The sequence below is a fragment of the Streptomyces sp. AP-93 genome (assembly GCF_022808175.1).
GTDB lineage: Bacteria > Actinomycetota > Actinomycetes > Streptomycetales > Streptomycetaceae > Streptomyces.
In genome coordinates, this window is sequence record NZ_JALGBX010000008.1 from 264453 (window position 1) to 281496 (window position 17044).

Annotated in this window: 15 protein-coding genes; 9 read left to right on the forward strand and 6 right to left on the reverse strand. The window is 73.0% G+C overall.

Annotated elements, in window-relative coordinates:
- Positions 1–62: 62 nt before the first annotated feature.
- Both MTF69_RS16185 and MTF69_RS16190 read left to right on the forward strand, forming a co-directional pair.
- A complete protein-coding gene (locus tag MTF69_RS16185) occupies positions 63–2351 on the forward strand; it encodes an MMPL family transporter (protein WP_243334959.1) in 2289 nt (762 codons plus the stop codon).
- 25 nt (positions 2352–2376) lie between these two features.
- On the forward strand, positions 2377–3687 hold the full coding sequence (locus MTF69_RS16190) for a metallophosphoesterase (RefSeq protein ID WP_243334961.1): 1311 nt from the start codon (positions 2377–2379) through the stop codon (positions 3685–3687).
- An 85-nt stretch (positions 3688–3772) separates the two neighbouring features.
- On the opposite strand, the gene MTF69_RS16195 is transcribed toward MTF69_RS16190, so the two are convergent.
- Positions 3773–4294, reverse strand: coding sequence for a hypothetical protein (locus MTF69_RS16195; RefSeq protein ID WP_243334963.1), 522 nt, complete (start codon positions 4292–4294; stop codon positions 3773–3775).
- Between MTF69_RS16195 and MTF69_RS16200 the strand changes: the two genes are divergently transcribed.
- On the forward strand, positions 4266–5120 hold the full coding sequence (locus MTF69_RS16200; protein ID WP_243334965.1) for a LysR family transcriptional regulator: 855 nt from the start codon (positions 4266–4268) through the stop codon (positions 5118–5120). The two genes, MTF69_RS16195 and MTF69_RS16200, sit on opposite strands and share 29 nt — an antisense overlap.
- 43 nt (positions 5121–5163) lie before the next feature.
- On the opposite strand, the gene MTF69_RS16205 is transcribed toward MTF69_RS16200, so the two are convergent.
- The gene (locus MTF69_RS16205; protein ID WP_243335101.1) at positions 5164–5589 is read right to left on the reverse strand and encodes a phospholipase; all 426 of its coding nucleotides are present in this window, start codon (positions 5587–5589) and stop codon (positions 5164–5166) included.
- A 210-nt stretch (positions 5590–5799) separates the two neighbouring features.
- On the opposite strand from MTF69_RS16205, the gene MTF69_RS16210 reads away from it, so the two are divergent.
- On the forward strand, positions 5800–6360 hold the full coding sequence (locus tag MTF69_RS16210) for a hypothetical protein (RefSeq protein WP_243334966.1): 561 nt from the start codon (positions 5800–5802) through the stop codon (positions 6358–6360).
- On the opposite strand, the gene MTF69_RS16215 is transcribed toward MTF69_RS16210, so the two are convergent.
- Positions 6267–7037, reverse strand: coding sequence for a nucleoside deaminase (locus MTF69_RS16215; RefSeq protein ID WP_243334968.1), 771 nt, complete (start codon positions 7035–7037; stop codon positions 6267–6269). The genes MTF69_RS16210 and MTF69_RS16215 overlap by 94 nt on opposite strands.
- 269 nt (positions 7038–7306) lie before the next feature.
- Between MTF69_RS16215 and MTF69_RS16220 the strand changes: the two genes are divergently transcribed.
- The 5 genes from MTF69_RS16220 to MTF69_RS16240 all read left to right on the forward strand — a co-directional run bounded on the left by MTF69_RS16220 (position 7307) and on the right by MTF69_RS16240 (position 12438).
- Complete coding sequence (locus MTF69_RS16220) at positions 7307–7720, forward strand: GNAT family N-acetyltransferase (protein ID WP_243334970.1); 414 nt, start codon at positions 7307–7309, stop codon at positions 7718–7720.
- Between the two features lie 88 nt (positions 7721–7808).
- Complete coding sequence (locus MTF69_RS16225; protein WP_279345808.1) at positions 7809–9065, forward strand: S8 family peptidase; 1257 nt, start codon at positions 7809–7811, stop codon at positions 9063–9065.
- Between the two features lie 309 nt (positions 9066–9374).
- Positions 9375–10667 (forward strand): hypothetical protein, encoded by a 1293-nt coding sequence (locus tag MTF69_RS16230; protein ID WP_243334972.1) that lies wholly within the window; start codon positions 9375–9377, stop codon positions 10665–10667.
- 124 nt (positions 10668–10791) lie between these two features.
- Positions 10792–11811 (forward strand): WxL protein peptidoglycan domain-containing protein, encoded by a 1020-nt coding sequence (locus MTF69_RS16235; RefSeq protein WP_243334974.1) that lies wholly within the window; start codon positions 10792–10794, stop codon positions 11809–11811.
- A 72-nt stretch (positions 11812–11883) separates the two neighbouring features.
- Positions 11884–12438, forward strand: coding sequence for a hypothetical protein (locus tag MTF69_RS16240; protein WP_243334976.1), 555 nt, complete (start codon positions 11884–11886; stop codon positions 12436–12438).
- 275 nt (positions 12439–12713) lie between these two features.
- On the opposite strand, the gene MTF69_RS16245 is transcribed toward MTF69_RS16240, so the two are convergent.
- From MTF69_RS16245 to iolB, 3 genes are read right to left on the reverse strand one after another with little or no spacing between them, the layout of a single operon-like run.
- The gene (locus MTF69_RS16245) at positions 12714–14213 is read right to left on the reverse strand and encodes a CoA-acylating methylmalonate-semialdehyde dehydrogenase (protein WP_243334984.1); all 1500 of its coding nucleotides are present in this window, start codon (positions 14211–14213) and stop codon (positions 12714–12716) included.
- An 11-nt stretch (positions 14214–14224) separates the two neighbouring features.
- Positions 14225–16111, reverse strand: a complete 1887-nt coding sequence (gene iolD, locus MTF69_RS16250) for a 3D-(3,5/4)-trihydroxycyclohexane-1,2-dione acylhydrolase (decyclizing) (RefSeq protein WP_243334986.1) — start codon at positions 16109–16111, stop codon at positions 14225–14227.
- Positions 16108–16944: a 5-deoxy-glucuronate isomerase gene (iolB, locus tag MTF69_RS16255; protein WP_243335106.1), complete on the reverse strand. Its 837-nt coding sequence runs from the start codon at positions 16942–16944 to the stop codon at positions 16108–16110. The genes iolD and iolB overlap by 4 nt, the downstream gene beginning before the upstream one ends.
- Positions 16945–17044: the final 100 nt, after the last annotated feature.

The following is a 17044-nucleotide window of genomic DNA, read 5'->3' on the forward strand; positions in this document are numbered from 1 at the left end:
AGCAGAAAATGCCGAGCACACCGAGCACACCGAGAACACAGCAGTCCCCTCGCACCAACCCCGTGGAGCATCCCCCCGCACTGCAGCGCTGGGGGCGGGTGACCGTCGCCCGGTCCCGGCTCGTGGTCTGGGTCGGCATCGCCCTGGCCGTACTGGGCCTGGTCCTGGCCGCCGGCACCATGAACCGCCTGGTCCTCAGCCGCTTCGAGACCCCCGGATCCGAGTCGGTCACCACCCGCGCCGTCCTGGAGAAGGAGTTCAAGGCGGGCACGCCCAGCGTGCTGCTGATGGTCACCGCCAAGCAGGGCGGCGTGGACGAGGCCGCCGTCGCTTCCGAGGGCCGTGCCCTGGAGCGGGAGCTCGCCGGGCAGGCCGGAGTGGCCGAGGTCTTCTCGTACTGGTCGCGGGGCAACTCCCCCACCATGCGGGGCACGGACGGCAAGCAGGCCCTGATCATCGCCCGGATGTCGGGCACGGTGACCGAGGCCCGCACCAGGCTGGCGGACATCTCACCGGCCTTCACCCGGGACAGCCCGCAGGTGAAGGTCCAGGTCGGTGGCGGTGACGAGGTGTTCCGGCAGGCCGCCGAGCAGTCCCGCAAGGACTTCCTGCGGGCCGAGATGATCGTCCTCCCCCTGGTGCTGCTCCTGCTGTTCGCCATCTACCGCCGGTTCTCGGCCGCCTTCCTCACCCTCGGCATGGGCCTGTTCTCGGTGATCACGACTCTGGCGCTGATGCGCGGTGTCACGTACATCACCGACGTCTCCACCTTCGCCGCCAACCTGGCCCTGGTGATGGGCATCGGGCTCGGCGTCGACTACAGCCTCTTCGTCATCAACCGCTTCCGCGAGGAGCTGCGGGCCGGCCGGTCCGTCGCCGAGGCCGTCGAGCACTCCGTCGCGAACGCCGGCCGCACTGTCGCCTTCAGCGGTCTCACCGTGATCCTCTCGCTGGCCGCCCTGCTGCTCTTCCCGTTCCCCTTCCTGCGCTCGTTCGCGTACGCCGGCATCGCCACGGTCCTCACCTCGGTCTTCGCAGCCCTGGTGATCCTGCCCGCCTCGCTGGCCCGCCTCGGCCACAAGGTCGCCCGCAAGAACGAGAACACCCGCCCCGAGCAGGGCTGGTGGCACCACACCGCGCTGCGCATGATGCGCCGCCCGCTGCTGTACGGGATCCCGGCGCTGGTGGTGCTGCTGGGGCTGGCCTCTCCGGCGCTGGGTCTCACCTTCGGCGTGCCGGGTGCGCAGGTGCTGCCCAGTGACGTGTCCAGCCGGGTGGTCCAGCAGCAGATCCTCGACAACTTCGCCGCCGAGGAAACGAGCGCGATCAAGGTCCTGCGTACCGGCCAGGCCGGTACCGACGCCAACCGGTCCTCGATCGAGGCCACGGCCACCGAGCTGTCCCAGGTCGCCGGCATCCACCAGGTCGACGCCCTCACCGGTTCGTACGCGAAGGGCCAGAAGATCGCCGAACCCGGTGAGTCCTCCCGCCGGTTCGCGAGCGAGCGCAGCACCTGGTACTCGGTGGTCGCCACGCACCGCACCGTCGCCCAGGACATCGACCGGGCCCACTCGGAGATCCGTTCCGTCGCCGCCAAGGGCGCCGAGCCCGGCTCGGTGAAGATCGGCGGCTACCCCGCCGAACTGAGCGAGTTCCGCTCCGAGCTGGTCGACCGGCTGCCGCTGGTCTTCGGGCTGATCCTGGTGACCACGTTCCTCGTGCTGTTCCTGATGACCGGCAGCCTGCTCCTCCCGGCCAAGGCCATGCTCCTGAACACGCTGAGCATGGGCGTGATGTTCGGCGTCCTCGTGTGGATCTTCCAGGAGGGCAACCTGGCCGACCTGTTCGGCTTCACCCCGAGCGGCTCGATCGAGCCCAGCATCCCGATCCTGATGTTCTGCGTGGCCTTCGGCCTCTCCATGGACTACGAGGTCTTCATGCTGTCGCGGATCAAGGAGGAGTACGACCTCACCGGCGACAACGCGGGCGCGGTGGCCGCAGGCCTGGAGCGCAGCGGCCCGCTGATCACCTCGGCGGCGGTCATCCTCGCGGCCTCGTTCGCCACGTACGCCTCGTCCGAGATCGTCTTCCTCAAGATGCTCGGCATCGGCATGGTCGTGGTCATCCTGGTCGACGCCACGCTGATCCGCGCGGTCCTCGTACCGGTCTCCATGCGGCTCGCCGGCAAGGCCAACTGGTGGGCCCCGGCGCCCCTGCGCGCGTTCCACGACCGGTTCGGCATCTCCGAGTCGTCGGCCCCGGCCGCACCCGCCGCCGGTGCCGCTGCCACTGCCGCTGCCTCCGGGCAGCCCGACACGGCAGGGGTCGGCGTCCGCGCCGACCGCGCCTGATCCATCCGGCGCGAGGGAGAGAGACATGCTGGGATTCGGAGTGACGGCGCTCATGCTGGTGGGCTCCGCCGCCGTCCACTACTACCTGTGGATCCGCCTGGTCCGTGACACGACCAGGCCGGGGACGTCCGTGCGGCGGCTGGCCACGTGGGGGGTGGTCCTGTCGGCGCTGCTCGCTCCCGGGACCCGGATCCTCACCCCGCTGTTCGATCCCTCGGACGGAGGTGGCGGCCGGTTCCTGGCGTGGCCCGGCTACGTGTTGATCGGAGTGCTGCTCTACCTGCTGCCGACGCTCGTGATACTCGAACTGCCGCGGGCGCTCGCGCTGCGCAGGTGGCGGCGCGCCGGGCAGCGGGCGGATGCGACTGCGGTACGGGTCCCCGTGCCGGCGGCGGCTTCGGTGTCGGCGGCGGGACCGGCGGCGTCGGCACCGGCGGCCGCACCCGCACCGGCGGAGGTGGAGGCTGAAGCTGAGGCGAAGGCGGAGGACCGTCTGGTCGGCCGCCGGCTCTTCCTCGGCCGGGCGGTGGGCACCCTGGCCGGGGCCACCGCCCTCGGCACTGTGGGCTACGGCATGTCCTCGGCGCTCGGTGACCCGCTGATCAAGCGCGTACCGGTCACCCTCTCGAAGGTGAACCCGCGCCTGGCCGGTCTGCGGATCGCCGTCGTCAGCGACATCCACCTGGGACCGCTCCTCGGGCGCTCCCACACCGAGCGGATCGTCCGGATGATCAACGGGCTGCAGGCCGACGTGGTGACCATCGTCGGCGACCTCGCCGACGGAACGGCGTCCCAGCTGGGGCCTGCGGCCCGGCCGCTGAAGGGGCTCGAATCGCGGTACGGCGCCTTCTTCGTCACCGGCAACCACGAGTACCTCTACGACGGCGTCGAGGACTGGCTGGACGAGATGCGCAACGTCGGCGTCCGCCCTCTGGTGAACGAACGCGTGGAGATCCGGCACAACGGGGCCTACCTCGACCTGGCCGGGGTCGAGGACCTCGCCGGGCAGGACTACGGCCGGGGGCCCGACCTCGGGAAGGCCCTGGGCGGACGGGATCTGTCGCGTCCCGTCGTACTGCTGGCCCACCAGCCGGTGTTCGCCGACGAAGCCGCCCGGCACGGGGTGGACCTCCAGTTGTCCGGACACACGCACGGCGGCCAGATGTTTCCCCTCACCGCGATCACGAAGCTGGCCAATCCGGTCAACTCCGGGCTCGGCAAGGTGGACGACACCAAGGTGTACGTGACGAACGGGGCGGGCTTCTTCGGCCCACCGGTTCGGGTCGGCGCCCCGGCGGACATCACCCTGCTGGAACTGCGGTCCCCGCAGGCGTAGCCAGCGTGGCCCGCGCAGCCAGCATCCCACCCATGCCCCTCCAGGACCGGCCCCGGCGATCTCCGCCGGGGCCGGTTCCGGCGTTTCACGCAGCCGGGCGCGAGCGGGCCAGTGCGAACGCTGCCCACACCAGCCATGCCGTGCCACCGAAGCGGACGACGGGCAGCAGGTAGCTGAAGACGAAGACGAGGAGCGTGAGGGTGGCGGCCAGTCCGGCGGCGGCGACGACCAGACCGGTGGTCACACAGGCGCGCGGCAGGAGCCCGCTGCCGCGGGCTGCCAGGCAGGTGCCTGCCGCCAGGAGGGCGAAGGACACGGCGTATCCGAGACCGCCGGTGAGGAAGGACAGGTCTGCCAGGGCCTGAGCCAGTGCCTCCGGTGCCTCGTGCGGAAGCCGGCCGAGGGTCCAGGTGAGCACGGCGCTGGAGGCCAGCGCGCCGCCGGCCAGCAGTCCGCCGGCGAACGCCGTCGCCGCCGCGGCGCCTTGGCCGTGCCCCTGCCCCTGCCCCTGCCGCACCAGCCGGGCCAGGGTGGCGGCGACGGGCACCAGGAGCACGGCGGCGACGAGCTTCCTGACGTTGGCCGAGGAGCTGCACTTCGGCCGCACCGCCGAACGGCCGCACGTGTCCCAGGCACGCGTCAGCCAGGCCATCGGCAAACAGGAGCGGCGCCTCGGTGCGGCGCTGTTCGACCGCACCAGCCGGCGCGTGGCCCTGACTCCGGTCGGCCGGCGCCTCCGCGATGACCTGCAGCAGGCCCACGACCTTCTGCAAGCAGGACTCGCCCGCGCCGAGGCGGCCGGTGGGGGCGCGGGCCGGGTACGGCTGGGCGTCATCGGCATGCTCGGATACGAACTGCGGCCCCACCTCGACGCGTTCCGCAGCCGCTACCCCGGCAGCGACGTGCAGTTCACCGAAGTCGTGGGCAGCGACCCGTTCACCTCCCTGCGCACCGGGGAGACGGACGTGAACGTGCTGTGGCTGCCCGTGGCCGAACCGGACCTCACCGTCGGCCCCACCGTGGCCACCGGAGGGCGAGTCCTGGCCGTGCCGGCAGGGCATCCGCTGGCCGGTCTCGGCACCGCGTCCCTGGAGGACCTCGCCGACCACCACGTCGCCGACCTCGGCCCCGACGCACCCGAGTACTGGCTCGCCTCCATGGTCCCCACCCGCACACCGCTCGGCCGCCGAATACCCCGCGGCCCCGCTGCGCACACCTTCCACGAGATCCTCGCCCTGGTGGCCGCCGGACAGTGCGTCCACCCGCTGGGCGTGCTCGCCGCCCGCTACACCAGCCACCCCGGCATCGTCTTCGTGCCCCTCCACGACGCCCCCCAGCTCCCCTTGGCACTGGTCTGGCGCTCCACCACCGACAGCCCGGCCGTCCGCGCACTGGCCCGGACCGCCGCCGACATCGGACCCGTCTCGCTGTGACTGCCGCACCGGACGCGGCCGGCGGCGCCGTCGGCCCTGAGGGCTACTCGAAGGCCCTGACGGCCTGGTAGTAGGTCCACGCGGTGCCGTCGCAGGAGGCCTTGCGGGCGCCCGAGTAGCGTGCGCAGACGCGCTTCAGGTCGAAGTGGAACATCTCGTCCAGCCGGGGCTTCACCGCCGGGAACTCGCCCGCGGCCTTGTAGTTGCGGTAGCCGAAGTCGTGCCGGGCGCAGGCCGTGCGGAAGGGGAAGCCGAAGGGGTTGTCCGGGGACGTGGTGCAGTAGTCCGTGGTCCAGTCGAAGCCGTACGGCTCCCACTCGACCCGGTTCCCGCGCGCCGCGGCCCAGGCGCCCTGGCTGGCCGTGCCCGGCTGCGTCCAGCCGTTCAGCACCTGCGGCTTGTCCTGCGGGGCCTGCGGGGCCTGCCGGGCCGCGGACGCCGGGGGCGCGAAGGCCAGTACGGCGGCCACGGCGCCGGTGACGAGGGCGGGGGCGGGGAGGCGGGGCACGCATCCTCTAACGAGTTCTGCCCGCACTGGTGTCGGGGATCTCTGCCGGTGGTCAGGACCAGTGGCCAGGACCGGTACTCAGGTATGAGCCGATGTCACTCTTCCGGCAGAGATCCGGTTCAGCCTCGGGAGGGACGCGGACTAGGGCCGCCGACGCGAATACTCGTAGACATGAACCGCCGTCCTCTCGTCATCGCCGCCGCCACCGTGGGAGTCCTCGCCACCGCCGCCATCGCCCTGCCCAACCTCCCGCCCAACCCCCTGACCGACACGATCAACGACCGGGTGTTCAAGGAGAAGGGCATGCGCTTCGCGACGGCCGCCGACGCTCCGACGCTTGGGGAACCGGCGCGCGGGGAATCGGCGCGCGGGGAGGCGACGTGGGTGCTGCCGCGCTGGGTGCCGAAGGACGCGACCGACGTGCGAATAATGGCGCGCACCGACGGTGAGGCACGGCTGCTCCGCTTCACCCTGGGTGCGACCCCGCTGGACGGCCCGCAGTGCTCGGCGGGCACGCCGAGCAAGCACGCGGGGACGGCGCTGGAAGCCAAGTGGTGGCCGGCGGGCACCGGGTCCGAGGAGCGGCCCGAATGCCGCGATGGCTACCAGTACCAGGTCACGGTGCGCGGCAAGGAGGTCTACGCCTGGACCGACGGCACCCCGTCCCCCGGGGCAGGGGCGGGTACGCGGGGCGGCACCCCGGTCCGGCAGGTGTCGGCCACGACCCCCTGATCCCGGGTGAGCCCGCGGGTGTCGGAGAGCGTGCGCAGCTCGCGGGCCGCCGAGAGCTCCGCGAGACGGGACCAGTGGGGGCGCAGCCAGTCCTCCGGTGAGGCAGCCGTCGGCAGACCCGCCGGCAGGCTGTCGTGGAAGGCGGCGGTCTCCGGTTCGACGGCCCGGTGGTGTGTCAGGATCCGTGGTTCCCCGGGGCCGTCCGAGGCCGCGGCCACGCTCCGCAGGAACATGGCGTTGGCCACCAGCAGCCAGTGCGTCCGGCCGGGGTCGGCGCCCGCGCCGGAGCCGTTGTCGCTCGACAGCGCCCACGGGTCCGGGGCCAGGTACCGCACCCGCCCGACGCCGGTGAAGTCGGCCGCCGCCGCGCACATCGAGCACGGCTCCTGGGTGCTCCACAGCGTCGCCGTGCCCAGGTCCCGGCCCGTGCGCGCGGCCCCCAGCGCGTTCATCTCGGCGTGGGCGAGCGGCGTCCCGCGCAGCGGCCCCGTACCCGGGCCGTCCTCGTACGCCTCGTTGCGCCCCTCGGCGACCGGGTTCCCGTCGGCGTCCGTGAGGACGGCTCCGACCGCCAGGCCTCCGGCCGCGAGCGACTCGTGGGCGAGGGTGAGCGCCCTGCGCAGAGGCTCCGGCGCGGCGCGCCACTCCGTGTCGAAATCGTGCTCCCCGTTGGCCATCCGGCCATTATCGCCACCGCCTTCACGCCGCCCCTCAACCCCACCTCGCCCTGACCGCCGCCTTCGCCACCGCCTTCAGCGCCGCCGCCCCGGCACTGTCCTCGCCTCCGCTTCGTCGCCCCTGGCGTCACCCCGTTCGTCACCGCCGGTGGCGCGCCTCACTCGTAACGGCCGGCGGCGCCTTGCTCGTCATCGCCGTGAGCGCCTCATTCGCCGCCGGTCTCGTTATCGCTCTCGCCGCCGCTCTCGGCACCGCTATCGTCGCCGCCATGGACATCCGCCCCGCCCGCACCGTCGCCGAACTCCAAGCTGCGGAAGCCCTCTTCGACGGGCCCGCCCGCGCGGACTGGTCAGAGCGGTTCCTCTCCGCCCCGGGACACCTGATGCTGATCGCCTACGTGGACGGCTCACCCGTCGGCATGGTCTCCGGCATCGAGATGATCCACCCCGACAAGGGCACCGAGATGTGCCTCTACGAGCTCTCCGTCGCCGAGGCCCACCGTCGGCGCGGCCTCGGCCGGGCCCTGACCGAGGCGCTCGCCGCCGAAGCCGAGTCGCGCGGCTGCTACGGCATGTGGGTGGGCGTCGACACCGACAACGAAGCCGCGCTGGCCACGTACGGGGCGGCCGGCGCCCGTGACGAGGGCGTCTTCAGGATGCTCGGCTGGCCCTTCGCCCGGTAGCCCCGAGCGCCCCCCGGGGCGGCGTGTCGTGGGGCCAGTCGGCGCACCCTCCGCGCGGGCGGCCCGTGCCTCGCCGAGCATCGGCGGCATGACCGCATTCACCGCGCTGCTCCCGGCCGCCGCCCTGCTGGCGGCGGCCACCGCCCTGCCGCCGTACGCCGCCACCGCCCCGGCCGCCACCGCCGACGCCCCCACCTCCGCCTACGTCGTCGTCCTCAAGGACACCGCCATCCGCGCCTCCGCGGCAGCCGCCGCCCGCGCCCTCGCCACCGAGGCCGAGGCCGCCGGCGACCGCGTCGAGAGCGTCTACGACACCGCCCTGAGCGGCTTCGCCGTCCGTACCACGGCCGCCCGCGCCGCCGAACTCGCCGCCGATCCGCGGGTTGCCTCCGTGGAGCCCGACACGGTCTTCCGGATCGACGACGACACTCCCCTCGGCGACACCCCTCCCGGCGACGCCGTCGCCCCCGCCGCTCCCCTCGTCCAGACCCCCGCGCCGTGGGCCCTGGACCGGCTCGACCAGAGCGAGTTGCCCCTCGACGGCTCGTACACGTACCCGGCCAAGGCCGAGGGGATCACCGCGTACATCGTGGACACCGGGATCAACACCCTGCACCAGGAGTTCGGCGGCCGGGCCCGCTGGGGCGCCAACGCGGTGTTCATGGAAGGCGCCACGGACTGCAACGGCCACGGCACGCACGTCGCCGGGACCGTCGGCGGAGCCGCCTACGGGGTGGCCAAGGGGGTTTCGCTCGTCGCCGTGAAGGTGGCGGACTGCCGCGGGGACGCTACCTTGTCGGCCATCACGCGCGGCATCGACTGGATGGTGAAGGACGCCCTCAAGTCACCCGCCACCCCGGCCGTGGCCAACATGAGCCTGGGCGGCGGCCACAGCTTCGCCCTCGACCGGGCGGTGACGCGGGCCGTCGCGTCCGGGATCACCTTCGCCGTGGCGGCCGGCAACTCCGGCGAGAACGCCTGCACCGGCTCCCCCGGCGGCGTCCCGCAGGCGCTCACCGTGGGCGCGACGGACGCAACGGACCGGCGGCCCGCCTTCTCCAACCACGGCGCCTGCGTGGACCTCTCCGCCCCCGGCGTGGCCGTCACCTCCGCCTGGAAGGGCTCCACCACGGCCGTCGCCCGCGCCTCCGGCACCTCGATGGCGGCCCCGCACGTGGCGGGCGCCGCCGCGCTGGTGCTGGCCCGGGGGCTGGCGGCCGGCGGTCCGCGCCAGACTCCCGCGCAGGTGGCCGAAACCCTCGTACGGGACTCCGTGCGGGACCGGATCACCGCCCTGCCGGCCGGGACACCGAACCTGTTGCTGCACGTCCCGACCGGTCCGTAGCCCGTACGGGGTCCTCCGCCGGCGGCGCCTCACGCGCCCCGGCGGACCCCGGCGGGACCAGGCGAAGGCCCGGCCCGATGGGCCCGTCCGCAACCCCACCCGCCCCACCCGCGCTGCGCGCCGGCCAACGGGTATCCGCCCCTCCGCTCCACCCGGCCTGATGGCACATCAATTTCTGTGTGCTTCGGGCGAAAGCAAGTCATTGACTTCTCAATCCCGCGACGCGTCAATGTCGGCCACCGCACCGGCTCGACCTCCCCCACACAGCGGGTGGGGGGAGGGTTCGTATGACGAAGGAGTCGCGACCCAGTGAGTACAACGTTTCGACGAAGAGTTCTGGCCGGGGCTGGCGCTCTGTCCCTGGCCCTGACGGGCGCCGTGGTGGGTCTGTCGGGCACCGCGCAGGCCGCGACCAAGACGACGCCCGTCCCGATGGACTGCGTCGCGCCCGCGCCCCAGCCGGGTGGTTCGGGCACCCAGCCCTACACGATCACGCTGCCCGACGGCGCCAAGGCCGGCGACGTGGTGCCGATCACCATCGACCCGGGTCCGAGCCCGGTCATCCCCAGCTTCTCGGTGACGACCACCAACGTCTCCAAGATCACCCTCAAGGTCGGGTCGACCCTCCAGACGGTCGTCAGCCCGCCCGAGACCGTCGACGTGATCGCCGGACAGGCGCTCAACCCCGCCGCCTTCTCCGGCACCGTCACGATCCCGGACGGCTCCGAGGGCGCCACCGTGCAGGTGGCCCTGGACCTGGCGGTGACGGACGCGAGCCTCATGGGCTCGGTCTTCACCACCACCTGCACCCCGAACCCGCGCCCGAGCGCCTCGCTCGGCTCGGTGGCCGTGGAGGCCCTGCCCAAGGACCCGATCACCACCAAGCTCACGCCCAACAGCGGTGAGGCGGGCACCGAGGTCGTCGTCACGGGCGCCAACTTCCCGGCGGGCGCGGTCACCTGTTCCGCGCTCAAGAACGGTACGGCCACGGGTGACACGGGTACCGGCACGGCCACCGCGGCCGGCGTCGCGACCTGCAACATCACGGTCAACCTGCCCGCCGACGCGATCAAGATCGACGGCTCGGTCCTCCCGTACAAGGGCTACATCTTCATCGTTCCGCAGCCCGGCGTGCAGAACCCGGTCGACGTGGAGGTCCTGCCCGGCCCGCTGGCCATCGGCCCGCAGGCGGGCAACCCCGCCGTCAGCTTCGGTTCGGTCACCATCAACGGCAAGTCCCAGTCGGTCGTCGGCCAGTTCACCGCGATGGCCGTCCAGGACTTCCGCGGCGGGACCCTCGGCTGGGACGTCTCGGCGACCCGGACGCCGTTCCTGAACTCGGTCACCGGCCACTCCATGGCCACGGCGCAGATCGGCATCCAGCCGACCTGCAAGGTGACCAACCCGGCCAGCCCGAGCACATGCACCACCGGTACGCCCGGTGCGATCTCCGACGTCCCGCTGAAGGTCGCCTCGGCGGCCGCGGGCGGCGAAGACCTGACCGGTGGCGAGTTCGAGATCGGCGGAGCCGGAATGATCCAGCTCCCGCCGTTCATGTTCGCGGACAGCTACCAGTCGGTCGTCACCTTCTCGATCGCCTGACCCGTACGACCCCGCACCACCCTTCCGCGCACCACCCTTCCGCGCACCACCCTTCCGCGCACCACCCCTCGACCAGGGACCCCCGGCTCACGCCCTCCCCGTCCGGCCCGACTGGAGAACCCCCATGCGCACCCGCACCCTCCTCCTCGGCCTGCTCCTCGGCCTCGCCGCCCTGCTGCTCCCGGCCCTCCCCGCGACGGCCGCGGACAACGGCACCTGGGGCGTCTTCCCGACGCCCGCGGCCGGTGCGGCGATGACCGACCGCGCGTACTTCTTCCACCAGGGCGAGGCCGGCACCACCATCAGCGACAGCGCGACGATCGTGAACTCCTCCGACAAGGAGCTGACGTTCCAGATATTCGCCACCGACGCCGTCAACACCCCGGTGGGCGGCGGCTTCGCGCTGCTGCCGGTGGAGACGAAGCCCAAGGACGTCGGCACGTGGGTCGCGCTGCCGCCCGAGACCAGGACCACGGTCACCGTGCCGCCCAAGGGCCGCAAGGACTTCCCGTTCTCCGTGAAGGTTCCGGCGGACGCGACGCCCGGTGACCACGTGGGCGGGATCGTCGCCCTCAACACCGCCGTGGAGGGCATCCAGCAGGAGGGCAAGGTCCAGGTCGGGGTGAAGCGCCAGGTCGGCGCCCGCCTGTACTTCCGGGTCCCGGGGCCGGTGACCCCGGGGCTGAGCGTCGAAGACGTGAAGATCAGCCGGGCGGCGCCGCTGCTGCCCTGGGTAAAGGACGCCCGCGCCAGGATCACGTACTCCCTGGTCAACCGGGGCAACGTGGTCGTCGAGCCGAAGGTGACCGTCTCCGCCGAGGGGCTGTTCGGGCGGCGGGTGCTCGACCGGCCTGCCCGCGAGCTGAAGCTCGTCCTGCTGCCGGGCCAGCGGATCGAGCTGACCGAGGAGTGGGCGGACGCACCCCAGTCGGACTGGGTCACCGTCGGCATCACCGCCGGCGCCTCGGCCCACCCCGACCTCGTCTCCTCCTCCGCCACGGAGTTCCTCGCCGTGCCGTGGCCCGCACTCGGCGCCCTCCTGGTCCTGGCCGGCGCCGCCATCGCCGCCCGGGTACTGCGCAAGCGCCGCCGGGCCGCAGCCGAACAGCCGGAATGCGAACCGGACTTGGCCGAAGTGCGCTGATCGGCAAAGGTGTCCCCAGGGGACGGCATTCGGCCATCCCCGGTCAGGGGCAGGCGCCGGGAGGCACCACACATGGCACGACAGCACGGCGAAGCGGAGCCCGGCCGGCCCGCGCACGGAACCATCCCCGCAGGTCGGCCCCCGGATCCCGCCGACGCGGGGATCGGGCTGCTGACCCTCGTCGAGCGGACGCTGGGCACCGGCACCGCGGTGTACGTCCCGGGCGACGGCTGGATCCGGCTCACGCTCCCGCTCGACGACGGCGGTCCGGCCCCGGTCACGGTGGACGTGATCGCGGACACCCGGCGGACCGCGCGCGGGATCGCGTACCTCCTGCCGGGCGCCGGACTGAACTTCGGCTCCGGCTTCTTCACCCCGTCCCACCTGAATCTCGCCCACCGGCTGCGCCGCGAGGGCCTGCTCGTCGTCGGCGTCACCCCGCGCGAGGACGCCGCGACCCTGCAGGACATCGGCCCCGACCGGGGGCTCGCCGCGCACCTCCGGGATCTGGCCGGGGTCGTGGAGGCGCTGGACGGGGCGCTCGGGCTGCCGTACCAGTACGTCGGCCACTCCGCCGGGGCCCTGCTCGCCCTGGACGCGGCCGCGCACGACGATCACCCCGCCTGACCCGGGTGGTGGCCCTGGACACGACCGGCCCCTACTCCGGCGACCTGGCCCCCGGCTGATCCGGGCGGGCGCCCACCGGCGGGTCCGCTTCACCGTCGTCCCGGGCTACGGGCACGGCGACCCCGTCTGGTCACGGACGGCGGCGGCGGACGTCTGGTCGATGCTTGAGCGCGGTCGGGACGGCCGGCCGGAAACGGGCTCGCCCCCCGCGGTGAGGGTTGCGGGGGGCGAGCGGTCCTACGGGGCGTGCGAGGGCTGCCGCCGGAGCCTGGCGGTCAGTGGTTGCGCGGGAACCCGAGGTCCACGCCGGCGGGGGCGTCCGACGGGTCGGGCCAGCGGGTCGTGACGACCTTGCCCCGGGTGTAGAAGTGGATGCCGTCGTTGCCGTAGATGTGGTGGTCGCCGAAGAGCGAGTCCTTCCAGCCACCGAAGGAGTGGTAGCCCACCGGCACCGGGATCGGCACGTTGACGCCGACCATGCCCGCCTCGATCTCCAGCTGGAAGCGCCGGGCGGCGCCGCCGTCGCGGGTGAAGATGGCGGTGCCGTTGCCGAACGGCGAGGCGTTCATGAGCGCCACGCCCTCCTCGTAGGTCTCGACGCGCAGCACGCACAGCACCGGGCCGAAGATCTCGTCGCGGTAGGCGTCGGAGTCGGTCTTGACGTTGTCCAGCAGCGAGAGGCCGATCCAGTGGCCGTTCTCGTTGCCCTCCACCGTGTAGCCGGTGCCGTCCAGGACCACGTCGGCGCCCTGCGCGGCCGCGCCCGTCACGTACGAGGCGACCTTGTCGCGGTGGGCGGCGGTGATCAGCGGGCCCATCTCGGAGGTCGGGTCGTTGCCGGGGCCGATCTTGATCTTCTCGGCGCGCTCGCGGATCTTGTCCACGAGGGTGTCGGCGATGGAGCCGACGGCCACGACCGCGGAGATGGCCATGCAGCGCTCGCCGGCCGAGCCGTAGGCGGCCGAGACCGCGGCGTCGGCGGCGGCGTCCAGGTCGGCGTCCGGCAGCACCAGCATGTGGTTCTTGGCGCCGCCCAGGGCCTGTACGCGCTTGCCGTTGGCGGAGGCGGTGGTGTGGATGTGGCGGGCGATCGGGGTCGAGCCCACGAAGGAGACGGCCGCGATGTCGGGGTGCGCGAGGAGCGCGTCGACGGCGACCTTGTCACCGTGGACCACGTTCAGCACGCCCGCCGGCAGACCGGCCTGGCTCGCCAGCTGCGCCAGCAGCGTGGAGGCCGAGGGGTCCTTCTCGCTCGGCTTGAGGATGAAGGTGTTGCCGCAGGCCACGGCCAGCGGGAACATCCACATCGGCACCATCGCCGGGAAGTTGAACGGGGTGATGCCCGCGACCACGCCGATCGGCTGACGGATCGAGGAGACGTCCACCCGGTTGGACACGGACGTCGACAGCTCGCCCTTGAGCTGCACGGTGATGCCGCAGGCCAGCTCGACGATCTCCAGGCCGCGGGCGACCTCGCCCAGCGCGTCGGAGTGCACCTTGCCGTGCTCGGCGACGATCAGCTCGGCGATCGCGTCGCGGTTGGCGTCCAGCAGGGCGCGGTAGGCGAACAGCACCTTGGTGCGGGCGGCCAGCGAGGACTGCCCCCAGGACAGGAACGCCTCCTTGGCGACCTGTACGGCCGCGTCGACCTCGTCGGCGGACGCGAGGGCGACCTGCGTGGTGACCTCGCCGGTGGCCGGGTCGGTGACCGGGCCGTAGTTGCCCGACGCGCCCTCGACGGTCTTGCCACCGATCCAGTGGTTGACGGTCTTCATGCCTAACTCCTTCACAGATGGCGACGTCGCTGCGCGGCTTGCCGGTCGTACTCTTCTCGGGCTTCCACCGCCGACGCACGGGTCGCGGTCTCGGCCACAGGGACATCCCACCACGCCTGTGCGGGGGGCGGGCCCGACACAGTGTCGGGTGTTCGGGTCTGCACGTAGACACATGTGGGACGGTCCGCCACCCGCGCCTCGGCGAAGGCTTTGCGCAGGTCACCGAGGGTGCGGGGGCGAAGGACGGCCATCCCGAGGGAGGCCGCGTTGGCCGCCAGGTCCAGCGGCAGGGGCGCACCGCTGTACGAACCGTCCACCGCCCGGAAGCGGTAGGCGGTACCGAACCCCTCGGCGCCCACCGCGTCCGAGAGCCCGCCGATCGAGGCGTACCCGTGGTTGTCGAGGATCACCAGCCTGACCGGGATCCCCTCCTGCACGGCGGTGACGATCTCGGTCGGGTTCATCAGGTACGTCCCGTCGCCGACCAGTGCCCACACCGGCCGCCCGGGGGCGGCCAGCGCGGTGCCGATCGCGGCGGGGATCTCGTAGCCCATGCAGGAGTACCCGTATTCGACGTGGTACTGGTCCGCGGAGCGGGCCCGCCACAGCTTGTGCAGGTCCCCGGGGAGCGAACCGGCGGCATTGATCAGGATGTCGTCACCGTCGACGAGGCCGTCCAGCAGGCCCAGCACCTGTGCCTGCGTCGGGACGGAGTCCTCGTCGGGAGCCGCGAAGGCCCCGTCGACCAGCCGCTCCCACGCCCTCTTCCCTTCTTTGTACGCCGCCTCGTACGAGGGGTCCACCCGGTACCCGGCGACCTCGGCCCGGAGTTCCTCCAGGCCCGCCCGCGCATCGCAGACCAGGGGGCGGGCGGCGAGCTTGTGGGCGTCGTACGGGTCGAGGTTCAGCCCGAGGAACCGCACCCCGGGGTCCTGGAACAGCGTCGCGGAGGCGGTGGTGAAATCGGTGAGCCGGGTCCCGGCGGCGATCACCAGATCGGCTTCGCGGGCCAGCGCGTCGGCGGTGGCCGTGCCGGTGTGCCCGATCCCGCCCACGTCGGCGGGGTGGTCCCACGGCAGAGCTCCCTTGCCCGCCTGCGTGAAGGCCACGGGGATCCCCGTGGCCTCGGCGAACTCCGCCAGCGCCGCCCCCGCCGCGCTGTGCCGGATCCCGCCGCCGGCGATGATCAGCGGCCGCACGGAGCCCCGTACGGCGCGTGCGGCCGCTGCCAGCTCGGTCCGGTCGGGGCGGGGCCGGCGTACGCCCCACACCCGCTCGGCGAAGAACTCCTGCGGCCAGTCGTACGCCTCGGCCTGTACGTCCTGCGGCAGCGCGAGGGTGACGGCGCCGGTGCTCACGGGATCGGTGAGGACCCGTACGGCCTGCAGGGCGGCGGGGATCAGGGCTTCGGGACGGGTGACGCGGTCGAAGTGGCGGGAGACGGGGCGCAGGGTGTCGTTGACGGAGACATCACCCGCATGGGGGACCTCCAGCTGCTGGAGGACGGGGTCGGCGGGCCGGGTCGCGAAGGCGTCACCGGGCAGCAGGAGCACCGGGATCCGGTTGATGGTGGCGAGGGCGGCTCCGGTGACGAGGTTGGTGGCGCCCGGCCCGATGGAGGTGGTGACGGCGTGCGCGGACAGCCGCCCGCTCTGGCGCGCGAACCCGACGGCGGCGTGCACCATCGCCTGCTCGTTGCGGCCCTGCAGGAAGGGCATCTCCCCGCGGCCGGCCTCCAGCAGGGCCTGGCCGATCCCGGCGACGTTCCCGTGCCCGAAGATCCCCCAGGTGGCGGCGATCAGCCGCTGCCGGTGCCCGTCGCGCTCGGTGTACTGCCGGGCGAGGAAGCGGACGAGGGCCTGCGCGACGGTGAGCCGGACGGTCTGCGAGGTGCTCACGCGGGGTCCTCCGCTCGGTGGAAGGGCAGCCGGGGGTCGGTGTCCCGGCCGGTCCAGGTGGAACGGATCCACCCGTGGTCGGGGTGGTCCCGGATGAGCCACTCCCGGGTCGCGCCGGGTCCCGCCATGACGTTGAGGTAGTACATGTCGTGGCCGGGCGCGGCGATGGAGGGGCCGTGCCAGCCGTCCGGGATGAGGACCGCGTCACCGGTCCTCACCTCCGTGAGGATGTCGGTCTTCCCCGCCGGGGAGGGGCTGACACGCTGGTAGCCGAGGCCGGGCGTGTCTGCGTGGGGGGCGATCTCGTAGTAGTAGATCTCCTCCAGCCGGGATTCCACACCGGGGTGGTGCTCGTCGTGCTTGTGGGGCGGGTACGAGGACCAGTTGCCGCCGGGGGTGAGCACCTCCACGGCGATGAGCCGGTCGCAGTCGAAGACTCCGGCGGCGGCGAAGTTGTTGACCTGCCGGGAGCAGTGTCCGGCTCCGCGCAGCTCTACGGGTACCTCGGCGGCGGGCCCGTACCGGGCAGGGAGGCTCTGCTCGCAGCGCGCGCCGACCAGCGCGAAGCGGCCGCCCTCGCGGGAGGCGATCTCGGCGTGGCCGTCCCGGGGGAGGTAGGCGAAGTCGGTGGGGCCGTCGAACACCCCGCGTCGCCCCCGTAGCCGGAAAACCTGCGGTCCGCTCCCGGGGCGCCGCCCCGGACCCCGCTCCTCAAACGCCGGAGGGGCTGGATTTCCGCCGACGTCAGCCGGCACGTGCGCGTGGCGCTCCGCGCGCTCTGAGGCCCGGGGTGCACGCCCAGGCTCGACTGCGCTGGGGGCGCGTGCAGCCACGCCCGTGTTGAAGACGCCCGGATCAACTCCAGCCTCGCCGGCGTTTGAGGCGCGGGGGTCCGGGGGCGGAGCCCCCGCCGGGTCCGGGGCGGAGCCCCGG